General features: G+C 68.9%; 19 protein-coding genes and 1 pseudogene. 5 read left to right on the top strand and 15 right to left on the bottom strand.

The genetic code is table 11. The features are described 5' to 3' along the window. Positions 1–22 precede the first annotated feature (22 nt). The 5 genes from ABEA87_RS16300 to ABEA87_RS16280 all read right to left on the bottom strand — a co-directional run bounded on the left by ABEA87_RS16300 (position 23) and on the right by ABEA87_RS16280 (position 4,656). Positions 23–757: an ANTAR domain-containing protein gene (locus ABEA87_RS16300; RefSeq protein ID WP_345630418.1), complete on the bottom strand. Its 735-nt coding sequence runs from the start codon at positions 755–757 to the stop codon at positions 23–25. Between the two features lie 552 nt (positions 758–1,309). Further along, positions 1,310–1,990 carry a DUF3618 domain-containing protein gene (locus ABEA87_RS16295; RefSeq protein WP_345630416.1) on the bottom strand — a complete coding sequence of 227 codons (681 nt, stop codon included), beginning with the start codon at positions 1,988–1,990 and terminating at the stop codon, positions 1,310–1,312. Continuing rightward, positions 1,990–2,400, bottom strand: a complete 411-nt coding sequence (locus tag ABEA87_RS16290) for a phage holin family protein (RefSeq protein ID WP_425570900.1) — start codon at positions 2,398–2,400, stop codon at positions 1,990–1,992. Before ABEA87_RS16290 ends, ABEA87_RS16295 begins: the two co-directional genes overlap by 1 nt. Positions 2,401–2,426: 26 nt before the next feature. After that, a complete protein-coding gene (locus ABEA87_RS16285) occupies positions 2,427–3,068 on the bottom strand; it encodes a hypothetical protein (protein WP_345630414.1) in 642 nt (213 codons plus the stop codon). 706 nt (positions 3,069–3,774) lie between these two features. Next, the gene (locus ABEA87_RS16280) at positions 3,775–4,656 is read right to left on the bottom strand and encodes a helix-turn-helix transcriptional regulator (protein WP_345630412.1); all 882 of its coding nucleotides are present in this window, start codon (positions 4,654–4,656) and stop codon (positions 3,775–3,777) included. Between the two features lie 133 nt (positions 4,657–4,789). Between ABEA87_RS16280 and ABEA87_RS16275 the strand changes: the two genes are divergently transcribed. From ABEA87_RS16275 to ABEA87_RS16260, 5 genes are all read left to right on the top strand, one after another. After that, a complete protein-coding gene (locus ABEA87_RS16275; protein WP_345630410.1) occupies positions 4,790–5,782 on the top strand; it encodes an aldo/keto reductase in 993 nt (330 codons plus the stop codon). Between the two features lie 298 nt (positions 5,783–6,080). After that, positions 6,081–6,314: a hypothetical protein gene (locus ABEA87_RS16270; protein WP_345630408.1), complete on the top strand. Its 234-nt coding sequence runs from the start codon at positions 6,081–6,083 to the stop codon at positions 6,312–6,314. Positions 6,315–7,051: 737 nt separating this feature from the next. Then, positions 7,052–9,787 carry a DUF7933 domain-containing protein gene (locus ABEA87_RS16265; RefSeq protein WP_345630406.1) on the top strand — a complete coding sequence of 912 codons (2,736 nt, stop codon included), beginning with the start codon at positions 7,052–7,054 and terminating at the stop codon, positions 9,785–9,787. 87 nt (positions 9,788–9,874) lie between these two features. After that, positions 9,875–10,279, top strand: coding sequence for an MmyB family transcriptional regulator (locus tag ABEA87_RS42625; RefSeq protein WP_425570899.1), 405 nt, complete (start codon positions 9,875–9,877; stop codon positions 10,277–10,279). Between the two features lie 272 nt (positions 10,280–10,551). Next, on the top strand, positions 10,552–11,739 hold the full coding sequence (locus tag ABEA87_RS16260) for a low temperature requirement protein A (RefSeq protein WP_345630404.1): 1,188 nt from the start codon (positions 10,552–10,554) through the stop codon (positions 11,737–11,739). Positions 11,740–11,828: 89 nt separating this feature from the next. On the opposite strand, the gene ABEA87_RS16255 is transcribed toward ABEA87_RS16260, so the two are convergent. From ABEA87_RS16255 to ABEA87_RS16210, 10 genes and pseudogenes are all read right to left on the bottom strand, one after another. Beyond that, the gene (locus tag ABEA87_RS16255) at positions 11,829–12,782 is read right to left on the bottom strand and encodes a glycoside hydrolase family 130 protein (protein WP_345630403.1); all 954 of its coding nucleotides are present in this window, start codon (positions 12,780–12,782) and stop codon (positions 11,829–11,831) included. 22 nt (positions 12,783–12,804) lie between these two features. After that, positions 12,805–13,032, bottom strand: a pseudogene (locus ABEA87_RS16250) (glycosyltransferase family 4 protein); the annotation flags it as partial. Between the two features lie 135 nt (positions 13,033–13,167). Further along, the gene (groL, locus tag ABEA87_RS16245) at positions 13,168–14,745 is read right to left on the bottom strand and encodes a chaperonin GroEL (RefSeq protein ID WP_345630402.1); all 1,578 of its coding nucleotides are present in this window, start codon (positions 14,743–14,745) and stop codon (positions 13,168–13,170) included. 731 nt (positions 14,746–15,476) lie between these two features. Continuing rightward, complete coding sequence (locus ABEA87_RS16240; protein WP_345630401.1) at positions 15,477–16,589, bottom strand: LLM class flavin-dependent oxidoreductase; 1,113 nt, start codon at positions 16,587–16,589, stop codon at positions 15,477–15,479. A gap of 128 nt (positions 16,590–16,717) precedes the next feature. Next, positions 16,718–18,106 carry an LLM class flavin-dependent oxidoreductase gene (locus ABEA87_RS16235; RefSeq protein WP_345630400.1) on the bottom strand — a complete coding sequence of 463 codons (1,389 nt, stop codon included), beginning with the start codon at positions 18,104–18,106 and terminating at the stop codon, positions 16,718–16,720. Between the two features lie 31 nt (positions 18,107–18,137). Next, the gene (locus ABEA87_RS16230) at positions 18,138–18,926 is read right to left on the bottom strand and encodes an ABC transporter ATP-binding protein (RefSeq protein WP_345630399.1); all 789 of its coding nucleotides are present in this window, start codon (positions 18,924–18,926) and stop codon (positions 18,138–18,140) included. Continuing rightward, positions 18,902–19,768 carry an ABC transporter permease gene (locus tag ABEA87_RS16225; RefSeq protein WP_345630398.1) on the bottom strand — a complete coding sequence of 289 codons (867 nt, stop codon included), beginning with the start codon at positions 19,766–19,768 and terminating at the stop codon, positions 18,902–18,904. Before ABEA87_RS16225 ends, ABEA87_RS16230 begins: the two co-directional genes overlap by 25 nt. Beyond that, on the bottom strand, positions 19,765–20,865 hold the full coding sequence (locus ABEA87_RS16220; RefSeq protein WP_345630397.1) for an ABC transporter substrate-binding protein: 1,101 nt from the start codon (positions 20,863–20,865) through the stop codon (positions 19,765–19,767). The genes ABEA87_RS16225 and ABEA87_RS16220 overlap by 4 nt, the downstream gene beginning before the upstream one ends. Before the next feature lie 27 nt (positions 20,866–20,892). After that, positions 20,893–21,399 carry a flavin reductase family protein gene (locus ABEA87_RS16215; protein WP_345630395.1) on the bottom strand — a complete coding sequence of 169 codons (507 nt, stop codon included), beginning with the start codon at positions 21,397–21,399 and terminating at the stop codon, positions 20,893–20,895. A 245-nt stretch (positions 21,400–21,644) separates the two neighbouring features. Continuing rightward, the gene (locus ABEA87_RS16210; protein WP_345630393.1) at positions 21,645–22,883 is read right to left on the bottom strand and encodes an ROK family transcriptional regulator; all 1,239 of its coding nucleotides are present in this window, start codon (positions 22,881–22,883) and stop codon (positions 21,645–21,647) included. Positions 22,884–23,388 lie beyond the last annotated feature (505 nt).

Below are 23,388 nucleotides of genomic sequence, written 5' to 3'. Positions count from 1 at the left end.
GGGGGATGGGAGGCGATGCCAGTCATTTCTCTTCGGTGTCATCAGGACTGTCACCGTCCCCAGCGTCAGAGTGAAATCGCAGCCTGCGGGCGACGACGTCGCCCGCCACCTGGCGCAGCCGCTGATCATGGACGTATGCGTACGCGCGTAGCCGGATCAAGGCTACCGCCGCGCTGACCCCCGCCTGAGCGATGATCATCCCGGTGGCCTGGTGCACTTCCGGATGCTGGAGACTGGCCCCCTCCAGCCGGTACCCGGTGGCCCCGGTGCTGGCCGTGTCCAGGAGCAGCGCACAGGCGGTGTCCGCCAGCAGCAGCGCATCGGCCAACTGGCCCGGGTTCAACGGGCCGGCCCGCACCCGGTACAGGTCCATGACGCCGAGGTGGATGCCGCCCACCTGCAGCGGAAGCGCGAACGCGGCCCGCACGCCGCCCTCGATCGCGGCAGGTGCGAAGACCGGCCAACGTACCCGGCGCCGAGCCTCGTTCAGGTCCGCGGCGAGTGCGGGACCATCGGCCAGTGCGTCGACGCCGGGGCCCTCGCCGAGTGTCGTGGTCAGTTCTTCCATGTCCGCCGCGAGTTGGTCGCTGGCGTAGACGGTCTCGCGCGGCGACGCGGCGAGAGCCACCGTGATCGCGACGGCGTCCACACCCGCGGCATGGACGGTCACCACGCCGACGTGGTCGACAGTGAGCGCAACCCCGTCGGCCGCCTCGACGACCAGCGCCGACAAGCGCAACCTGCCATCGGCACCCATCAGCAGGGACTTTCAAGGGCAGCAGGCGGTGATGCCGCCGCGTGAGCTGACGCCCCTTGAGCTGCCTGGCGCGTGCCGGTGGAGCGCCGCGAGCCTGCGCCGCCCATCGGTCGACAGCCCTGGGGATGGCAATCATCACCGCCGCACGATGCCCGCCCATCCCCATCATCGACGACACAACCGGCAGCGGCGACCGTGCGACCGGCGCAACCACGCGTCCGCGATACATGCTCCGGCCGGGCAGCATCAATGTTGCTGCGGTCATGGCGACCCCTCGCGTGGGAGGCGATCCGTGGGACTTCACGGGACCTGGCCACCGGGGACCCGGGCAGCGCTTTAACGGTACACCCGGGCCATCAACGCCTTGCGGGCCCGCCAGCGGATCGGCACCCCGAGCCGAGCCGGGCGGTGTCGCGGCCGGTCGCCTGGGCGAACTCCGGCTCGGTGCCGAACCCGCGCCGGCCGCGCGGGCCGGTCCAACGGTGGGGCGGTCCGTCGGGGCCGCTCGCTCAGGCCCCGTCCGGCCGCCACTGGCTGATCCGCATCCTGCCGCTACTTCTGCTGTGACTTGACGTTCTGTCCAGCCTGCTGGGCCTGCTCCTTGACATCCTTGGCGGCCCACTGGCCCTGGTCACGGACGTTCGAGGCCGCCTGCCCCGCCGCGGACTTGACCGACTCCGCCGCGTGTTGAGTCGGCTCGCGCAAGCCCTCGCGCATCTGCTGGGCGGCTCCGCCGAGCCCCTGCTTGATCTGACCAGAATGCTGCGCCGCCGTGTCCTTGACCCGTCCGGCCATCCGTCGCTCCGCATCGCTGGCCGGCAGCAGGGATGAGATCAGCATGCCGGCCCCGAAGGCGATCAGCCCGGCGGCCAGCGGACTGCCCTGGGCCTGGTCTCGAGCCTTCTGTGGAGCGGAACTGACCGCATGCCCGGCATTCGACGCGGTCTGGGACGCCTTGTGTCCCATCTCAGACGCGGTGTGCGACGCCCGGTCGCGCATCTCTCCGGCCTTCGCACCCGTGGCGTGACCGGCCGACGTAGTTGTGCCCATGACCTTCTCCCTTGCCCCGTGGAACGCGTCACGGATCCGGTTGACGCGCCGGTTGACTACCTTGCGCGGGTTGTACTTGTCGGCCATCGCGCCCGCCCGGTCGGTCAGCGCGTCGACGTCGTCGCCCAACTCGCCCTGGGTACGTTCGATATCCTGCCGGATCTGGTCGGGATCGGTGCTCATCATCTTTCCCCTTTGTGGTCCGGGCCCGGCTTCAAGGCGCCGGGCACCTCGCGTACCGTCGCCGTGGTCTGACGCAGCCCCGTGATCCGACGCCCCTGCGCTCGACCAGCGGCAAACAGGAACACGCCGATGACCGCCCACACCCCGGCCACGATCAATGCCGCCCAGCCCTGATCCATGACGTTGGCCAGGCCCCACCAGGCAGCGATCGAGAGGAACAGCAACGTCATGTAGCCCGCCAGCGCACTGCCGCCGAACAGGCCACCGACCTTGCCCGTCTTCTTGACCTCCTGCCGCAGCTCCGCCTTGGCCAGCTCGACTTCCTGACGGACCAGCCGCGACACATCCCGGCTGAGCTCCGTAAGCAGCTCACCGACCGAAGACTGCGACTGCGATCCGTCCACGCCCATCTCCTGCGGGCGTTTCGACGGGGCGCTCACCGCGCCATCCCCGGCTCGGATGACGGGGGACCGGCCAGGATCTGAGAGGGGCTGTCGGCAAGGTTAGGACCGGATCCGTCCGGTGACCCCGGCTGCGACTGCCCGCCAGGCTGGACGCCGGCATCGTTCTGGTCACCGCCGCCGCCGGAGGTCATGGTACGAGTGAACCGGCCGACCAGCAGACCAGCCACAGCGGCACCGCCCAGAAAGGCTCCCGGACGACGGCGGGCGAACTCCCGCAGTTCATCGACCACCTGACCCGGCTCCCGCTGCTCGAGCCAGTCGGCCACCCTGGTCATCCGGTCCGACGCCTGGCGGACGAGATCGTCCGCCGGCCCGGGCTGATCGCTCTTGTCCACGGCCGAACGCAACTGGTCGCCGAGGCTGCGCAACCCACTCGCGGCCCGCTTCTGCTGGGCGCTGGCCTGCTCCATCAGCTGCGACTGCGCCTGGTCCACGACGTTATGTGCCTGCCGTCCGGTCTCCTGGACAACCTGCTTGCCCTGCTCCGCAGCCGTATGAGCCACGCGCTGGCCGGTCTGTGACGTGCCCTTGGCTACCTGCGAACCCTGCTCCTTGACCGCGGTCCCGGTTGACTTCTGGCCACCGGACGCGCCTGGCTTGCCGCTTTCACCCACTGCTCCTCCTGACCATACGGCGCGGGCATCGTGTTTCTCAGTCCGCGGACACACCCCGTGAACGCACCGGGTGCGGGCGACGCCGACGACACATCGGACAACAATGGCGCCCCCGCGGGAACCGAGCCTGCGCCAAACTCGCCATACGCTGGAACACTGCCCGCCGCATGCAACGCCCGCTACTTCGTCGTTCGCGCGTGTACCCCCTGTCACGGCGACTATGCGACCCTTCCGAAGTCGATCGCCGTCACGATCGTCCGGTACCGCCGGTGCCTCTGCTGGATGCCATCCACGTCAAGCCACCCGTTTCGGACGATCGACAGGATCGGTGAATTCAAGAACCGGGACCGCCGCCTCGCGCATCCGCTCCCATATCGCCCCGACGACGCCCATCCCGGCACGAGTCGTCAGAACCCACATGACCACGGTCCCTGCCTAACGCTCATCGACCATGACGCGCATCCCGTGGGGTCAAGGTGTCAGCACTGCGCGCACAAGCACCATAGGGTGTGCGCGGGAAACCCACCGTAGGTTCGGTACGCAGTTCGTACGCGCCGTCGGCCCGGGCGATCTCGTAATACAGCCGGTGCCCCCACCAGCGGCCGGCTGGCTCGCCGGCAGTTCGAACACGGCGAGGCATCCGCCGATCCGATCGTGCGCCGGCACACCACCCGACCTGGAACCCCGCCGTCACGGGAGCCTTTCTTCACAAAAGCGATTCCTGCAGCGCCCGCCGGAATTCGGCCTCCGCGCTCGGGACCATCACATAGATCGTCTGTTCGGGAACGCCCTGCACCGTTATCGCCTCGTTGACGAATTCCGCCGGCCCGAGCGACGGATGGTTCAACGTCTTCCGGTCATGCAGCCACCTTGACACCTGGTGTTCCTGCCACAGGCGACGGAACAATGAACTTTCCCGCTCAAGCCGCCCGACGATCTCCCTCAGTCGCGGCGTGTCAGGTTGGCGACCGGCGTCGAGTCGCAGCATGCCGATCATTTCGGCAACGGCATTCTCCCACTCCTCGCCGTACAGTTCCCGGGCCAGTGGCGATCGCAGAAACCATTGCACCGAGTTGCGATCCGTAGGCGGCAGCGTTTTGAAATCCGTGCCGAACAGGAAACAGGCCGCGTCATTCGCCGCGATGATGTCGACGTACCGGCCGCAGACGATCGCGGGCGTGCCATCCAGTAGATCGAATACCCGCTGCGTCCGTGGATCGATCGCCTCGCCAGAGGAGGAGTTGTTTTCCAGCCGCTCCCGGTCAGACAGCCCGGCCAGCGTGTGCAGATGTGACCGTTCGTCGGCGCTCAACTGGAGCACCCGTGCCACGGCGCCCAGCACGGCGGGCGAGGCGGTCGGCTGGCGGCCTTGCTCCAGCCGCGCGTAGTAGTCGAGACTCACCCCGGCAAGCTGAGCCAGTTCCTCGCGCCGCAGTCCCGGCACTCTTCGTCGGTCCGACGGCGAGAGTCCGACATCCTGCGGACGGATCCGGGCGCGCCGGGCGCGCAGAAATGCTCCGAGCTCCGGGTTCCGGGAAACCATCACCGCCGCAGCCCAGTGGAAGTGCTCATAACGCGAGGGTAGCACTGCGATTCCTAGGTATCGTTCGACGACCCAAAACCCTTCGCGATCGACGCATGCCGTGCTTGACTTCTCGGTGACCGCCAGGAAACGGTGACTATCAGCAAGAATTCTTATCCTCGTAGAGAAGTTGGTTCCTATGGAATTCCGTAAGATCGGCGGACTCGGCCTCACGTCCTCTGCTCTCGGTTTGGGCTGCATGGGCATGACCGGCGCGTACGGAACCGCCGACGAGACGGAATCGGTCAACACCATCCACCGGGCAATCGACCTGGGCGTAACGATGTTCGACACCGCCGACGTCTACGGTCCATTCATCGGGGAGCAGCTACTTGGTCGGGCGCTCGCCGGACGACGCGACGATGTGCTGATCGCTACTAAATTCGGCGGGGCGGCAATGGACGACTCCGGCCGGGTGATCGGCGGCGTAAATGGCCGCCCAGAGTACGTGCGGGCCAGTGTCGAACGCTCCCTGCGGAATTTGAATACGGACCGGATCGACCTCTACTACCAGCACCGGGTCGACCCGGACGTGCCGGTCGAAGAGACCTTCGGCGCGCTGGGTGAGCTGGTCACCGCGGGGAAGCTGCGCTATCTCGGCATTAGCGAGGCCGACGCCGCCACCATCCGGCGCGCTCACGCGGCCGCCCCGCTCTCCGCCGTGGAGACCGAATACTCGCTGTTCAGCCGCGATGTGGAACGCAGCGGGGTGCTGGCGACCGTACGAGAGTTGGGCGTCGGCTTCGTCGCGTACGCGCCGCTGGGCCGCGGATTCCTCACCGGCACGGTCCGGTCCAACGACATGCTCGAACCGACCGATCTGCGCCGTTCCTTTCCACGCTTCGAGAATGCCGCCCTCGCCCAGAACCTGGCCGTATTAGAACGGATCACGCAGGTCGCCGCGCAGCTGAACGTCACGACCGGACAGATTGCCCTGGCCTGGGTGCTCAACCAGGGCACACACATCATCGCCATTCCGGGAACCCGGCGCCGCACCCATCTGACGGAGAACGTCGCGGCCGCCGCGCTACACCTAAACGCGGAGACACTGTCCGCGCTGGCCGAGGCAATCCCGACCGACGCCGTGGCCGGTGCGCGCCGGTCCCCCTTGGACTCTGCGATCCAAGAGTGAGTTGCAGTCGGTGGGTGGGCACGCCGAGCCGCCCACGACTGGATCCCCTACCTACGGGAACGCCTCCCCCGCACCTGGTCCTTGAACGGCGCTCGGCAGCGCGACTGACGAGCCCGTTGACCGCAGTCGGGATTTCAGCGCCAGATAGGCAGAGCGGTAAGCCGTGGGGGCGTCGACGTTGGCCGCCCGGCGTCGCGTCACGTGGCGCGAGGCATCAAGTCCATAGTCTGGCTCGGGCGCGTCACCGAGCGGCACCTCGCCGTCGGGCGAGCGCAGCTGTCTCTACGGGGTGAGGACGTTGCAACTCAACGACCCCGGCAAAGCCCTCCTCCGCGTCCTGGACGCCAGCCGCACCGAGCGCCTGTCGCTGACCACGGCCCTGGGACGGTTGCTGGAAACCGAAGTCGAAGCCACCGAGCCCAGGAGAACCGCCGCCGGCCGGCGGCGGTTCTCCTGGCTGGCCGAAGCCTGGACCGTCGCCGACTTCGACTTCGCCGCCCAACCCTGGTGCGAGGTCAACTGCGCCCACTAGGGCGCGACGCTTCACCGCGAGCAGACGTCCGGTATCGCGGCGTGCGATGACGATCCCTTGACGTTGCATTATGGCGGGTCGCTGGTCCGGCTCGGATTGGCGGACCCGCAACGGTGGCGCCTTGGGGTGGCGGTGGACCGGGAGTCGGTCGGCCGCCGCAGTCGCTGCGCACGGGGCACCGGACGCTGGTTGACCTGTCGGGCTCGTGAATCGGTGGCGACCATCCCGACAAGGCCGACCAGAGGCCTACCGCCACAGGCAGGACTCGGCCGGCGGCCGGCCACCCGGCTTCGACCGTGAGCGTTTCCGGGAAAGCAGCACCGTCGAACGCGTGATCAACAAGCTCAACAGTTCCGGGCCGTGGCCACACCCGGTACAGCAAACGCGAGTTCATGTACCTGACCACCATCGACATCGCCACCATCAAGATCTGGCTCCGCGATCTCACCCGCGGAAACGTGAACGACAAGACGCTGCCCAGTAGCACACTGACCTGTCGGACACGTCGACCTCATCCCACTGTGCACCTTTTCAGCCATTCACGCAATTACGCCGATCTGGCGTAGATACACTCCCGCACGAGTGCTTTGGGGTGTTCGTCACCTGACAGCGCGTCAGCAAACAACTCTTGCCGCTCTGAATCTTGTCGGGCGGGATCCTGATGGGTGGGGAAGTCTGTGTCGTTGATCCGTCTGCCACGTGCGTCTCGTAGACGCCGTCGGCCTATTGCGATGGCGATGGCGGGGACCGTCCTCGGTACGACGATGCTTGTTGGGATCGTCGGGCCGCAGGCGGCGTGGGCTCAGGCTCCGGTCCCGTTGGGGGTCGCCGAGACCTACGGGGTGTTGGGGGGCCAAGCGGTCACTGACGTTCCGCCCCCGGTCGGCCCCTCGGTGATCAACGGGGATCTGGGGGTCTGGCCGGGCACGTCGCTCACCGGCGCCCCCGTGGTCAGCGGCGCCACGAACGTCGGTAACACCGCGGCGATGCAGGCCCAGGCGGATCTGACCACGGCGTACGACTTCGCCGCGGCGGAGCCCTCGACCAGCACGGTGAGCGCCGACCTCGGCGGCCAGACCCTGGTCGCCGGGGTATACACGTCGCCCGCCACCATGGCCCTGACCGGCACTGTCACGCTGGACGGGCAGAACGACCCCAACTCGGTCTTCATCTTCCAGGCGGGATCCGACCTGATCACCGCAGTTGACAGCCGGGTCAGCCTGACCCGTGGTGCCCAGGCGTGCAACGTGTTCTGGCAGGTCACCAGCTCGGCGACCCTGAACACCAGGACCGTCTTCGCCGGGAGCATCCTGGCGTTGCAATCGGCGACGCTAGGCGAAGGGGCCACCGTGGTGGGACGGGTACTGGCCCGCAACGGCGCCGTCACCCTGATCCACAACACCATCACACGACCGTTCTGCGCCGCATCCATCGCGCCGCCGACGATCGCGAAGGCGTTCGGGGATGCGACCATTCCGGTGGGTGGCACGACGTCGCTGAGCTTCACTCTCACCAACCCCAACATAGGCACCTCGCTGACGGGTGTTGGCTTCACTGACGCGCTGCCCGCGGGGCTGACGGTCGCGACCCCGAACGGGGTGAGCGGTACCTGCGGTGGTGGCACGATCACCGCGACCGCCGGCGGCACCAACATCAGTCTGGCCGGCGCGACGTTGCCGGCCAACGGGACTTGCACCTTCTCGGTGAACGTCACCGCCACGACCAGCGGAACGAAGGTCAACACGACCAGCCCGGTTGACTCGAACGAAAGCGGTCCGGGTGCCGCCGCCTCGGCAGCCGTCGCGGTCGGCGCGGCGGTCGTCGCGCCGCCGACGATCGCCAAAGCTTTCGATGATGCGACCATTCCGGCTGGCGGGACGACGTCGCTGAATTTCACTCTCACCAACCCCAACCCGAGCACACCACTGACCGGTGTCGGCTTCACTGACGCACTGCCCGCGGGGCTGGTGGTCGCGACCCCGAACGGGGTGAGCGGTACCTGCGGTGGTGGCACGATCACCGCGACCGCCGGCGGCACCAACATCAGTCTGGCCGGCGCGACGTTGCCGGGTGGCGGGAGTTGCACCTTCTCGGTGAACGTCACCGGCACGACCAGCGGAACGAAGGTCAACACGAGCGGTCCGGTGAACTCGACCGAAAGCGGCCCGGGTGCCACTGCCTCGGCAGCCGTCACGGTGGCTATCGCTACCCCGCCGACGATCGCCAAGGCCTTCGGGGCCACGACCATCGCCGTCAACGGGACGACGTCGCTGAGCTTCACTCTCACCAACCCCAACCCGAGCACACCGCTGACCGGTGTCGGCTTCACTGACGCACTGCCCGCGGGGCTGGTGGTCGCGACCCCGAACGGGGTGAGCGGTACCTGCGGTGGTGGCACGATCACCGCGACCGCCGGCGGCACCAACATCAGTCTGGCCGGCGCGACGTTGCCGGGTGGCGGAAGTTGCACCTTCTCGGTGAACGTCACCGGCACGACCAGCGGAACGAAGGTCAATACGACGGCTGCCGTCACTTCAGTTCAAAGCGGCCCAGGCACCCCTGCCTCGGCAAGTGTCACGGTCGTCGCGGCACCGACGATCACGAAGTCCTTCGGGGATGCGACCATCCCGGCGGGTGGGACGACGTCGCTGAGCTTCACTCTCACCAACCCCAACCTGAGCACACCGCTGACCGGTGTCGGCTTCACTGACGCACTGCCCGCGGGGCTGGTAGTCGCGACCCCGAACGGGGTGAGCGGCTCCTGTGGTGGTGGCACGATCACCGCGATCGCCGGTGGCACCATCATCAGTCTGGCCGGCGGGACATTGCCGGGTGGCGGGAGTTGCACCTTCTCGGTGAACGTCACCGCCACGACCAGCGGAACGAAGGCCAACACGAGCGGTCCGGTGAACTCGACCGAAAGCGGCCCGGGTGCTACTGCCTCGGCAAGCCTTACCGTCGGCGCTGCCGCAGCACCGACGATCTCCAAGGCTTTCCGGGACGCCACCATTCCCCTCAACGGGACGACGTCCCTGAGATTCACCCTCACCAACCCCAACCCCCACACGTCGCTGACCGGGGTCAGTTTTATCGACAACCTTCCCGCGGGACTGACGGTCGCCAATCCCAGTGCCGCACAGACCAACTGCGCCTCCGGCACGGTCGTCGCGACTGCGGGAGGCGGCAGCATCAGCCTGTTCGGCGTCACCTTGCCGGCCAACGGGAGTTGCACGGTGTCGGTCAACGTCACCGGCACAACCACCGGAACAAAGGTCAATACGACGGCCGTCACCTCGGTCGAGAGCGGCCCGGGCTCCCCTGCCTCGGCGAGCATCACGGTCCGCAAAGGCACTCTGCCCGTCACCGGAGGCCGGATCGCTACCTACGGCACCATCTCCCTCATGATGGTCGGCCTCGGTGGGATGCTCATCGTGATGAGCCGACTGGTCCGGCGTAGGCACCACACCGCCTAGCTTGCCGGGTGACGTCCGGATCCTGGCCGCGTGGACCTCGGCGCTTGTGCGGAACAACTGGTTGTTCCGCACAAGCGCCGAAGCCGCATGCGTGAGCCGGGTTGGTCCCGCCGCGCGGATGGTGGATTGGCCCCAGCGTTGTTGGCGTGCGCCGCGGACCCGGGCGCGCTCACGCCATCGGGCGCCGAGGACATCGCGGTGGCGGGCGTTGGCGTTACGCCACCGCGGGTACGGCAGCCCAGCCAACGAGGCGGCGCGGATCGGCCTGGCGCTCGGCGGGTGGTGCCAGCGAGGGCGGCGGCGGGAGCGCTTGTCCCCGAGCGTGGAGGCACCAACGCGCTGGCCCGCGCCCTTTTCACCGACTTCGACGCACTGCCGCGCCGACGGCGCAATCTCGTCCACTTTCTCTTCCTCGACGACGGGGCTCGCCCACACCGCCGATCCGGAGCAACTCCTCGGGCTGCACACCGCCGAACCCGGCTCCCCCTCTGAACAGGCCCTGCGCCTCCTGGCGAGCTACGCGGCCACCCCATCGACAATCTGACCGGACAGCCCACCGCGACCCACCTCACGGCTGCGGTTCGCCTGTTTCGGGCGGCGGCCTGTTTCGGGCGGCGGCCTGTTTCGGGCGGCGGGAAGGACCGGCGCCGCTCGGCCACCGCAGTGTTGATCGGGCGCGGCGTCTCTGTCCGCAACTCCTCAGGCCTGCCGGCATGGTACGACTGCTTCGATACCAGCGTGGAGCGGGCAGAACGGGCGAGCCGATGACGAGTAGGTCAGCCGAGCTTGGGCGGAAACCTGAGAGTCCGCAGCGGGCGGCGTTCCTTGAGTTGTTCTTCGACCTTGTGTTCGTCCTCGCGCTGAGCCAGCTCTCGCGCGGGCTGAGCCAGGATCTCAGCTGGAGCGGCGCACTCCAGGCGCTGGTGTTGCTGCTCGCCCTGTGTTGGGTCTGGGTCCACACGGCAGGGCTGACCGACATCTTCGACCCACAACGACCGCAGGTCCAGCTGGTGGTCACCGCGTCCATGCTCGGCGCCCTGGTGATGGCCGCCGTGGCGCCGCAGGCGTTCGGCACGCGAGGCCTGGTCTTCGCCGGCACGTACCTGGTCATCCAGAGCGGGCGCGGTCTGTTCATCGTGCTCGTCCTGCGCGGCCAGGACCAACGACGCCTCTACCTCCGGGTGCTGTTCTGGACCGGCGTGTCCGCCCTACCGTGGATCGCCGGAGCCGTCGCTCAGGATTCCGCGCGTCGCATTCTCTGGACGCTGGCGGTGGCCGCGGACTACGCGTCTTCCACCCTCCGCTGGCCCACGCCAGGGCTCGGCCGGGCGCCCGCATCGGAGTTCGTCATCGCTAGCGGGCACCTGGCCGAGCGGTACCGCCAGTTCTTCATCATCGCGCTCGGCGAATTGATCCTGGTGACCGGGCTGGCGTTCAGCGGCGGCGGCCTCGGGGCTGACCGCAGCGCGGCGCTCGTGGTGTCGTTCGCCACCACGGCGCTGCTGTGGCGAATCTACATCTATCGCGCCGGGGAGGTGCTCGGTACGGCCATCGGCGCGGCCCGCGACGCGGTCCGCGTCGGCCTCCCGATGACCTACGCACACGTGATCATGGTGGGCGGCATCGTGTTGACCGCCGTCGGCCAGGAACTCGTCATCGCCCATCCACTCGCGCATCGGCGATCAGCTTGGACGGCCGTCATCCTCGGCGGGCCCGCGCTGTTCCTGGTCGGGCGTGCCCTCTTCGAGTACGCGGTCTTCGCCCGAGTCTCCCGCGACCGGCCCATTGGGCTGCTCGTGCTCGCCGCCATGACACCGGCGATGCTGCTCCTGCCGCCGCTGCCGGCCGCCACCGCCGCTACCGCGGTCCTGACCGGGATCGCCGTCGCCGACGCGAACCGCGCTCGGGGACGCCTACCCGAACCACCCTCACCGCTCGGCGGCCCAGCATGACAAAAGCGGCGAATCACGGTGCCAGGCGCTGGTGAACACGGATCGCCGTGTGTGACCGGTGTCGGCGCGGCGCGACCCAACGGACGCCATCAGGTGGCGCGCAGCGCGGACATCACAGTGTCCAGCGCGATGTACGCGAACCCCACCCGCGTATCGCTGGCGCCGTAGGGCACCCACAGCGTTCCGTGATGCAGGAGGGCGCCGCAGGAGTAGACGACGTTGGGTACGTACCCGTCCCGATCGTTCTCGTCGGGCGCCAGCAACGTGCCTGGGAGAATCGCGATCACCTGCTCCGGCCGGTGCAGATCGAGCAGCATGGCGCCGATGGCGTACCGGCGCATCGGTCCCACGCCGTGGGTGAGCACCAGCCAGCCGGCCTTGGTCTCCAGCGGCGACCCGCAGTTCCCCACCTGGACCAGTCCCCAGCTCAGACTCGGCGGGTGCAGCGGAACCGGAGTCTGCCACTGGTGGTTTTCGTCGCGCGCTGTCAGGCCGATGGTCTCGCCGTCGGAACGGGACAGCGCGAGATGCCGGCCGTGCACGGTCCGGGGAAACAGCGCCATTCCCTTGCTCCGCACCGCCGGACCGCCCAGCGGGGCGATGTCGTAGTGCAGCAGATCGTGGCTGCGCAGTAGCCGCGCCGAAATGTGCCGACCGTCGTAGGCGGTGTAGGTCGCCAGGTAGACCGCGGTGCCGTCGTCCCCGGAAAATCTCACGAACCGGGCGTCCTCCATCCCGTTGCGCTCCGACGGCGTGGCCGGCCACAGCACCCGCTGGTCGAGGCCGACCTCGGCGGGGAAGGAGACGGTGTAGCTGGCTCCGATCGCGTCACGCAACTGTTCGACCGTCTCCCGCGCGGCCCCGTCGGCGAGCCTCTCTGCCGGTATCCGCGCCAGTGCGCGCTCGAAATCCTCGTCGTCGAACCGTTCGGGCAACGATGCCAGTACCGCGGCGCGGAGCCCGTTGTCGTAACCCACCTCGCCGAGTCCGGCGGCGAGCAGGTCGCGGCGGTGCCGGGCGGTGCCGCGGAGTCCGGGGGCCACCGGGCCGGAACGGTCCGCGACCGTGAGGGGCCTCCCAGACCCGGCCATCCATCGCCGGATCCTCGGCGTACCCGTGGGGGCAGACGCCGTCGAGCGCGGCCGACGTGACCGAGTCCAGCGTGGCGAACAGCGTCACGTCGACGCCGCGGGCCACCAGTCCCTCAGCGAGCAGGCCGGTGACCTGTTCCCAGGGGCCGTAGTGGCGAGGTGGTGTCCGCCAGGCCACCGGACCGAGTAGACCGATCCTCACCCCGCGCAGGCCGCCCGACGCGTCGTCACGCTCCCGCGGTGCGGGCCGCTCTCCGGTGGCATGGCATCACCCTTCAGTCGATTCGCGAGAGGCGGAGCATGGCCAGCACCAGCACGGTCGGGGCGTTCGCGGTCGCTATGCCTCCGGCTTGTCGGCGACGAGTACCTCGGTGGTGAGGAACAGAGCGGCGATCGACGCGGCGTTCTGCAACGCCGAACGGGTCACCTTCGCCGGTTCGACGATGCCCGCCTTGATCATGTCGACGTACCCGCCGGTGGTGGCGTCGAGGCCGTGGCCCGGGGGCAGCGACTCGACGTTCGCTGCCACGACGGCGCCCTCGAGGCCGGCGTTGGTGGCGATCCGCCTGAGCGGCGCGGTGAGTGCGACCCGCACGATCTTCGCGCCGGTGGCCTCATCGCCGGTCAGGTCGAGCTTGTCGAACGCGGTGACCGCGGCGTTGGCAAGGGCCACGCCACCGCCCGGGAGCAGCCCCTCTTCGATCGCGGCCTTGGCATTGCGCACGGCATCCTCGATGCGGTGCTTGCGCTCCTTGAGCTCAACCTCGGTGGCCGCGCCAACCTTGATGACCGCGACGCCGCCGGCCAACTTGGCCAGCCGCTCCTGCAGCTTCTCCCGGTCGTAGTCCGAGTCGCTCTTTTCGATCTCGGCACGGAGCTGGGCGACGCGCCCGTGGATCTGGTCAGCGTCGCCGGCGCCTTCGACGATCGTTGTCTCGTCCTTGCTGGCGACGACCTTGCGGGCGCGGCCGAGCTGGTCGAGGGTGGCGTTCTCCAGTGTCAGGCCGACGGTCTGGCTGATGACCTCACCACCGGTGAGGACGGCGAGGTCGCCCAGCATGGCCGTGCGGCGGTCGCCGAAGCCGGGCGCCTTGACAGCGACCGACTTGAAGGTACCGCGGACGTTGTTGACCACCAGGGTCGCGAGGGCTTCACCCTCAACGTCCTCGGCGATTATCACCAGCGGCCTGCCCGCCTGCATGACCTTCTCCAGGATCGGGAGCAGATCGTTCAGGTTCGAGATCCGGCCCTCCACGACGAGGAGGTACGGGTCGTCCAGGACGGCTTCCATCCGCTCAACGTCGGTGACCAGGTAGGGCGAGAGGTAGCCCTTGTCGAAGCGCATGCCCTCGGTGAACTCGAGGTCCAAGCCGAAGGCGTTGCTCTCCTCGACGGTGATGACGCCTTCCTTGCCGACCTTGTCCATCGCCTCGGCGATGAGTTCACCAACCTGGGAATCACCGGCGGAGATCGAGGCCGTGGCGGCGATCTGCTCCCTGCTCTGGACCTCCTGGGCCTGGGTGGCCAGCACCTCCGTCACCGCGGCCACGGCCTGCTCGATGCCCCGCTTGAGCGCGATCGGGTTCGCGCCGGCGGCGACGTTGCGCAGCCCTTCGCGTACGAGCGCCTGGGCGAGCACGGTGGCCGTGGTCGTGCCGTCGCCGGCCACGTCATCGGTCTTCTTGGCTACTTCCTTGACCAGCTCGGCGCCGAGCTTCTCGTACGGGTCATCGAGTTCGATCTCCTTGGCGATACTCACACCATCGTTGGTGATGGTGGGCGCACCCCACTTCGTGTCCAGCACGACGTTGCGGCCTTTCGGGCCCAGCGTCACCTTCACCGTGTCGGCGAGGATGTTCATCCCGCGCTCGAGGCCGCGACGGGCCTCTTCCCCGAAAACGATCAACTTGGCCATGTGCGTCGTCCTCTACGTCGTAGTGCTGAACGACAACACTGACCGGAGCGAGCTGCGATGGAGCGCAACGCACGACCCGAACCCGGGGTGCCTCATCCCATTCGATTAGCACTCGCCAGTTGCGACTGCTAACTCTGGTCTAGCACTCGCCCGCTCGGAGCGCAAGGCTCATCCCACCCCCTCCGGCCTGCTCGGTCTGACGTTCAAAACGAGGGGACTGGCTGCAGTCAGGCCAGTCGACCGCCGTCACCTCACGCCTCTATGCCATCCTCGCGCCCGCGACGCTGGCCGAGGTCCGCGTTGACCTGTCCGATGCGATCCACTCCATGCATGTCGTTCGCGCGACCCTTCTTTGAGGTTTGGTGGATGTCCGCATTCGACGCGCGATGCGGCGCCCAGCGACAGCACGTGGCCCGCTGGGTCGCTGCGATAGCGAAACGGCGATGCGACGAACGCCCTCAGGCTCTCCACCTGGTGGCCCAGGATGTACCGCCGGAAGGGCACAGGGCGTTCTGGACCGGTCTGTTAGCCGACCACGACCTGTGGACGCAGTTCCAACTGGCAGCGATGCTCGACGGGCATGACGCCATCGTTCGTCCTAGCGATCGGGCCGGCCCCGACGACACCCGAGTGCGCGATCAGGTGGTGTCGATGTCCGCAGGGGGTCGGAGACCTCTGCCGTGACCCTGACGTGGTTGTGGGCGGCGGTAGACCAACATCCAGGCCAGGAATCACTGCGCTGCGGCGGCGGGCACCGGCGGCGGTAATGAGCGCTGCCCCACCGCCGCGCGGAGCCGCCCGATGATCGCGTCACCGACCCGCGCCGTCTCCTGCTTGTACGGGGTGTCGGACAGGACGAAGTGCCGGATGCCCAGCTCGGCGTACCTGCGCAGGGCTGCGGTGACGTCCTCGGGCGAGCCCACCAACCAGGTCGTGCCCGCCCCTCCCCCACCGTACCGCCCAGGAGCTGTGTAGAGGCAGCTGTCGAGTACGTCGCCGCGCGCGGCCAGCTCGAGCAGTCGTCGCTGCCCCACGGCGGGGCCTCGGCGCCGGTCGATCCGACGGTCGTCCGGCGCCTCGGAGCGCCGCGCCATGGCGAGAACCTTCGTCTCCGCGTCCCGCCACGCCTCCTCGGTCGTGTCACGAATCAGAGTGGTGATCCGCAGCCCGAACTCCAGCGGTGGCAGGTCGCGTCCCAGCTCCGCGCTGAGGCCGCGAAGCCGGCCGACGCGTTCGGCGATCCCGTCGAGCGGCTCGCCCCAGAACAGCTGGACGTCGGCCTCGGTGGCCGAGACCCGCTCCGCGGCCGCGGACGCACCACCGAAGTACAGGCGCGGACCGGTGCCATGCGGCCGCGGGACCACCGTGGAATCGGTGACCCCGAAATACTCACCCTCATACGTGACGCGCTCCTCGGTCCACAGCCGCCGGACCAGGCGCATGAACTCCTTGGTCCGCGAATAGCGCTGCGCCTGGTCACCCTCGACGTCGCCGTACGCCGCCAGGTTGTCCTGCCCGCTCACGATGTTGACAAGCAGCCGGCCGCCGCTGAAGTGGTCCAGGGTCGCCGCCGCGCTCGCGAAGTGCGCCGGCTGCCAGTACCCGGGCCGGACGGCCACGAGCGGGCGGAAGGTCATGGTGCGTGCCGTGATCGCGGTGGCGAGCGTGAACGTGTCCGGCCGGCCCCACCCGGTGCCGATCAGAGCCCCGGACCAACCGTGCCTCTCGGCGGTGCGGGCCAGGTCGGTGGCGTGCTCAAGGGTGCCGTAGCCGTCGATAGCGTCGTCGCCCCGGTGCCCCGGCTCGAGGGTGTTGGGGATGTACCACAGGAACGTGAGGGCCATGTCGTCTCCCAATCGCGTACTGCTGATGAGTTGTCTGGCTCAGCCACGGCGCCGGCGCGCCGAATCGCTGAGCGCCGGCGGTACTTGCCGAACAGCCGGCCACCCGCTGGCGCCGAAGACGGCCGCCGTCACGAAGGCGCACCCACCGTCGCCACGTCCCGGACGCCCTGGCCCGCACTCACCCCGCCCGCCTCGCCGAACTGGTTCACCGGCCGCGGCAGCCCGTAGTGCTCGCGCAGCGTGACGCCCTGGTACTCGGTGCGGAACAGGCCGCGCTCCTGCAGGATCGGTACGACTTTGGCGGCGAACGCCTCGATCCCCGAGGGCAGCACCGCCGGCATGATGTTGAAACCGTCGGCGGCGCCGTTGTCAAAGTAGTGCTGGATCGTGTCGGCCACCTGCAGCGGGGTGCCGGTGAAGGTGCGGTGCCCGCGCCCGCCGCCGAGCTTGCCGATCAGCTCTCGAACGGTCAGGTTTTCCCGGCGGGCCCAGTCGACGATGAGCGTGTAGCGGCTCTTCGCACCCTCGATCTCGTCCTCGTCGGGCAGGTCCGCCGGGAGTCGCTCGTCCAGCCTCAGCCGCTCGGGGTCGATCCGCAGCGTCTGGGCGAGCTGCGCCACGGCGTACCGCGGTGCGATCAGACGATCCAGCTCAGCGTCGAGCTCGCGTGCCTCGGCCTGCGTCTCGCCGATAACCGGCACGATGCCTGGCAGGATGATGATGTGATCGGGGTTGCGCCCGGCCGCGGCGGCGCGGCGCTTCACGTCGGCGTAGAACGCCTGGCTTTCCTCAAGCGTCGGCTGGGCGGTGAAGATCGCCTCAGCCCACTTCGCGGCGAACTGCTTGCCGTCCTCCGAGGAGCCGGCCTGCACCAGCAACGGATATGCCTGCGGAGAGCGCGGCACGTTCAGCGGCCCGTCGACCCGGAAAAACGTCCCGCGGTGGTCGATCCTGCGGACCCGGTCGCGCCTGGCGTGCACGCCCGCATCCTTGTCGGCGACGATCGCGTCGTCGGCCCAGCTGTCCCACAGCTTCGTCGAAACCTCGAGGAACTCGTCGGCCCGCTCGTAGCGCGCCATGTGCGACGGCTGCTGTCGCAGGCCGAAGTTGCCCGCCGCGGCGTCGCTGGCGGTGGTGACGATGTTCCAGCCGGCCCGGCCGCCTGACAGGTAGTCGAGAGAGGCGAATCGGCGAGCCAGATTGTAGGGCTCGTTGTAGGACGTCGAGGCGGTCGCGATCAGCCCGATCCGGCTCGTGCTCGCGGCGAGCGCGGCGAGCAGCAGCGTCGGCTCGAGCTTGCCCGAGGGTCGGCGCCCCGGGTCGCCCCACGCCGCGGGGCTGTCGGCGAGGAAGACGGAGTCGAACTTCGCGTCCTCGGCCACCCGGGCCAGATACTGGTGGGCGGCAAGGGAAAGGTTGGCGTGCGGGTCCGCCTCGGGCAGTCGCCACGACGCCTCGTGGTGGCCGGTGTCGTGCAGGAAGAGGTTGAGGTGCAGCTGGTTGGGGTTCTTGCTCATCGCAGGTCCTTTCGGATCGGGGCGCAGGGCGTCACGCCGCCTGGCTCTGGCTGGACACGGCAGTGAGGGTTTCCTCGTTGACACCCAGCTGGTCGAGCAGGAACGTCCGTAGCTCGGCGAACCGGGGATCCGCTTGGGAGCGGTGCGGCAGGTCTACGCGTACGTCCGTGCGCACGACGCCGCCGTCGAGCAGGATCACCCGATCGGCCAGCACGATGGCCTCGTCGACATCGTGGGTGACCAGCAACACCGCCGGCCGGTGTATCGCACACAGCTTGCGCAGCAGGACGTGCATGCGGATGCGGGTCAGTGCGTCGAGCGCGCCGAACGGCTCGTCGGCCAGCAGCAGTGCGGGCTCGCGCACCAGCGAGCGGGCCAGCGAGGCGCGCTGTTGCTCACCGCCGGACAGTTCGTGGGGCCAGGCGCGCCCCCGACCTGCGAGGCCGACCTCGGCCAGTGCCCGCCGGCCACGCTCGACCGCGTCGCCGGCGCGCAACCCGAAGACGATGTTGTCCAGGATCCGTTTCCAGGGCAGCAGCCGGGAATCCTGGAAGACCACCGATACGGCGTCGGGCACGTGGATCTGGCCGTAGCCCGCGACCTGCCGATCCAGCCCCGCGAGCGCCCGCAGCAGGGTGCTCTTGCCGCTGCCGGAACGCCCGATCAGCGCGACGAACTCGCCGGAGGCGATGTCCAGGTCGAGGCCGTTGAGGACGCCCCCGTTTTCGTTGAAGCTGCGGTGCAGGTTGCGCACCCGCACCGCCGGTGTGCCCGAGCCGGTGCGCGGCTTGGGGGTCAGCTCTCCAGCGTCCGTCGCCATGCGAGCACCTTTCTCTCCGTGAGCCTGACCGCGGTGTCGGCGAAAAAGCCGAAGACCCCGTAGAGCACCAGACCGACGACCAGGACGTCGGTCTGGCCGTACTCCTCGGCGAGCGTCATCATGTGGCCGATGCCGCTGGTCGCGTTGTACTGCTCCACGACGACCAGGCCGAGCAGCGCCGAGGTCACCGCGAACCTCATGCCGAGCAGGAAGCCGGGCAGCGCGCCGGGCAGCACCACGTCCCGGATGAACCGACCGCGCCCGACGCCGATGGTCTCGGCCAGCTCGGCGTACCTGCCATCGATGCCGCGCAGCCCGTTGTGCGTGTTGACGTAGATCGGGATCATGCTGATCAGCGCTATCGTCACGATTTTCATCTCCTGGCCAATGCCGAACCAGGCAATGAACAGCGGGATCAGCGCCAGGGTGGGAAGCGACCGCTTGATCTGGATCGGCCCGTCGATCAGGGACTCCCCGATGCGGGACAGTCCCGAGGCCACGGCCAGCAGCGTGCCGCCCGTCACCCCGAAGGCCAGCCCGAGCCCGGCCCGCTCCAGCGAGGAGACGATGTTGCCGAGCAGGTCGTGGTTGGCCCACTGGTCCTTGAACGCCGCCACCACATCCCACGGCGCCGTGAGGACCGCCGGGCTGATGAAGCCGGCCTTCGAGCCGATGACCCAGACCGCCAGCAGGACGACGGGCCCCACCCAGAAGGCGAACCTGATCCGGCGGCCCGGCCCGAGCCTGCGGCGTACCACCCGGTCGTCGACCTTCGACACGCTGGCGGTCGGGGCGGCCGCGTTGCCGACGCTGCGGGCATCGATGGCACCGGTCGCGGTCATGACGCATCACCCGTGACCAGATCGGAGCCGGCGGCCGCCGCCTCGACCGGCTCGAACCGGCGATCGACGAGGGTGCTCACCTCCAGCTTTTTGTGGTACTGCTGCTCGGCGAGCAGGTCCGCGGTCTGCTGGAGCCGTTGGTCGGCGTTGTCCCAGCTCGCCGGGATTCCGGCCGTCCCGTCGAGGGCGACGATCGCTCTCGCGTCAGCGGGGCTCAGCCCCTGGTTGTCCTCGAAGTACGCCTTCGCGTACTCGTCGGGGTGCTGGTTCTGCCACAGCAGCGCCTTCGTACGCACCGCGACATAGGTCTTGAGCGCGGCGGCTTTCGCCGCGTCTTGCACCGAACTGGTCAGGCAGTAGATCGTCGCCGCGTCGTCGCGGATGCCGGTCGGGATCGCGCTGCCCGAGCTGTACTTCTCCTCGTAGACCTTCACGTTCGCGGCCCCCAGCGGCGCGACGTCGACGGCCTCGCTGCCCAGCGCGGTGACGTAGGAGTCGCCCGTGCTGGTCAGGTCGACGAGATCGACGTCCTTCTGGGTCAGGCCCGCCTTCTGCAGCACCCGCAGGACGAGCGCGCCCTGCGCCTGTCCGGCGCTGTAGGCGATTTTCTTGCCCCGCAGGTCCGCCAGCGAGGTGACCTTTACACCGGGAGCCACGCCCAGTTCGTAGATGGGATGCTGGAGCGGGTCGACGGTAACGGACTGGAAGATGATTTTCGTCGACGTGCCGGTCCACGCGGCGAACAGTGAGGGGATATCGGCGACCGAGCTGCAGTCGAGTTTGTTGCCGCGAAACGCCTGGATGCTCTGGGGGCCGCCGCTGATGTTGGCCCACTGGACCCTCACGCCGGCGTCCGCCAACTCCTTGTCGAGACCCGAGACCTGGACGATCGACTGGATCGTCGGATCGCCGATCCGGATCACGGTGCCACCCGGCACCTTGTCCGGCAGCGGGGCGGACAGCTCCAGGGTCACGCCTGAGCCCTTGCTCCCGCAGGCGGTCAGGGTGGAAAGGGCAACGGCCAGCACCGCGAGGGCCGCGAGCGCCGTATGACGCGATCGAGCCGTGCGCTTGAGGCGATGGACCGGTGTGGTCATGACAATCCTTTTCTCGTGAGGGGTTCTTTACAGGACGTGGTAGCTGCCGTCGTGGTAAAGCAGAGGGCGACTGGTCTCGGCGAGCCCGACCTGTTCGATCCGGCCGACGACCAGATGAGAACCGCCGGCGGGAAGGCGGTGCTGCAGCGAGATCCGCAGCCAGGCGGCGGCCCCGTCCAAGAGGGGCTCGCCGGTGGCGAGCTGGCGCCAGCGGGTCGGCGCGGCGAACCGATCGATACCACTGGTGGCGAAGGTCCGCGCCAACTCGGCGTGCGCCGCCCCCAGCAGGTGAACGACGGCGGTGTCGGCGTCGCGTAGATGCGGCCAGGTCGACGCGGTCGCTGAAATGCCGAAGGACAGCAGGGGCGGCTCGGCCGACAGCGAGGCAAGGGAGGTCACGGTGACGCCCGCGGGGCCGCGTCCCGCGTCGGCGGTCACGACGGCGACGCCCGCGGCGTGGCGCCGGAACACCTGACGAAACAGCGCGGCGTCGACCGGTGCCGAAGGGCTCGGAAAGGGGACAGTGGTGGTCATGGGTCGGCTCCGTTCGGTTGTCGAGGCAGCCAGGACAGATCGGGCCCGCAGGCGGCGGGCCGGAACGCGAGCGTCAGTGCGGGTGTCAGCGGCGACAAGACGCGACCCGAAACGCTCCGTCCGAGGTCGGACAGTCGAGGAGCGTGGTCACCGTCATGGAATCCATACTAAGCCGATGGACTTAATAGGCAACTTTGCGTCGCGCTGAATTAACTGCGTCTCGTGCCATGGTGAGCTCCTGGCGGTCAGGAGGCGCGACGTTGCGGGTCCCAGGTCGACGGCGCGGCATACACCCGATCGAGGGCGATTGCACCTCCGGCCACGGCGAGCACGTTGCCCGCGAAGCTGGTCGTCCGGATGACGCTCGCGGCGTCGGCGCGGCGGCAGATTCTGGCCGCAGCCTCGGCGCGCAACGTCGCCAGGCACCCGGGCAGCCGATTCGCGCCCGCCTCAACCACTACGAGAACCTCGGGGTCGAACAGATCGAGCAGCAGGGCCGCGGCGCGACCCACGAGCCGAGCACGCCGCTCAAGCATCGCGGCCGCCCGCACCTGGCCGCTGGCGGCCGCGTCCACCAGGGCACGGAAGTCGGGCCGGTCGATCAGCCCGTCGGCGAGCGCGCGGCGCACCAGCGTCTGGTCGGAGACGGCGGCCTGCAGGCATCCGGTGCGACCGCAGGCACAGACCTCGACGCAACCGTCGACCGGCAAATGGGCGACGGCGCCGCCCGCGGCGGACCGGAGACCCTGATGGACGGTGCCGCCCGCCGCGAAGGCGACGTCGACGACATTTCCCACGAACAGGTGGACGCCGCTTTCCCGTGCCTGCCGGGCGGCGGCGCCGAAGAGCTGCTCGGCTTTGAGCAACGCGCGGGAGTTGCTGTCGACCTGCGCTGGAAGCCCTGTCGCCCGGGCCAGCACCTCACCGACCTGGATATCGCGCCATCCGAGCAAGGAGTGCTCGACGACGGCGCCGTTCGCCGCGTCCACCCACCCGCCGGTGGCGATGCCGAGGCCGAGGATTCTGCGTTCGCCGCCGTACTCCTGCCGGAAGGCGGCGACCCGTGAGGCGAGGGCCGCGAGGACGCTGGCCGGGTCACGCGGGCCGTGCGCGTCCCGGCGCTGCGCGATGACCCGTCCCCGAAGATCGAGCAAAGCCACTGTCGTACCGGGAACCGCGACGTGCGCTCCGACGACCGCGACGCCATCGGTCTGGATGTCCAGCGGCACGTGTGGCCGGCCGACTCCCGGTGGCCCTGCCGCCTCCGGAACCTCGCGGACGAGCCCGCGGTCCACGAGAGAGGTCACGACGCCGCTGACCGCAGCCGCGGACAGGCGCGTCACCCGGGCGATCGAGCTGCGCGCGATCGGCCCGTGGTCGAGGATCGCCCGCAGCACCGCCCCTGCCGAGTCCCACGACTTGCGGGCGGTCAGCGGCAGGTCACCGCGCCGAGTCGCGCGCCTCGCGTCGACCGGTCTGTTCACTAGGCACCTCACCGAAAACGCGCCTCATCGTCAACCACCCTCGCTGTGAGGGGGTTCCTCTCGGTTGGCCTGCTTCACGGATCGTGATGCCGGAGGGTTCCTGATCGAAGGCAGGTCCCCACCAGTTAGGTGATAGCAACCCGCACCGCCGCTGACCAGTAGGCAACGACGATTGCCTGCCCCAAGGCCACCTCCCAGCCGTGAGACGGCCGTCTGCCTCCGCTGCCAGCTCAGCCGCTGAGGGTGCGAACGGTGCGACGAAAGGTCAGCGTCGACACAGTGCGCTGGCGAAAAACGCGAGGTCGATCTCGCGCCGGGACCACAGCAGTGGGCGGCTCACGTATTCCACTATACCTATGGATTTGATGGAACTTGCATGGTGACCCACCCCACAGCGCGCCCCTTCGTTCCACCGCCGCGCCGGCCCGCCGGGCCAACGATCACGCCCGACCATCACCCATCGGACGGCGTGGCGTCCCGGCCCGGCCAACCCAGTGCCCCCACC

The sequence above is a fragment of the Rugosimonospora acidiphila genome (assembly GCF_039543385.1).
Classification (GTDB): domain Bacteria; phylum Actinomycetota; class Actinomycetes; order Mycobacteriales; family Micromonosporaceae; genus Rugosimonospora; species Rugosimonospora acidiphila.
This window is presented reverse-complemented; position numbering and strand designations above follow the sequence as displayed.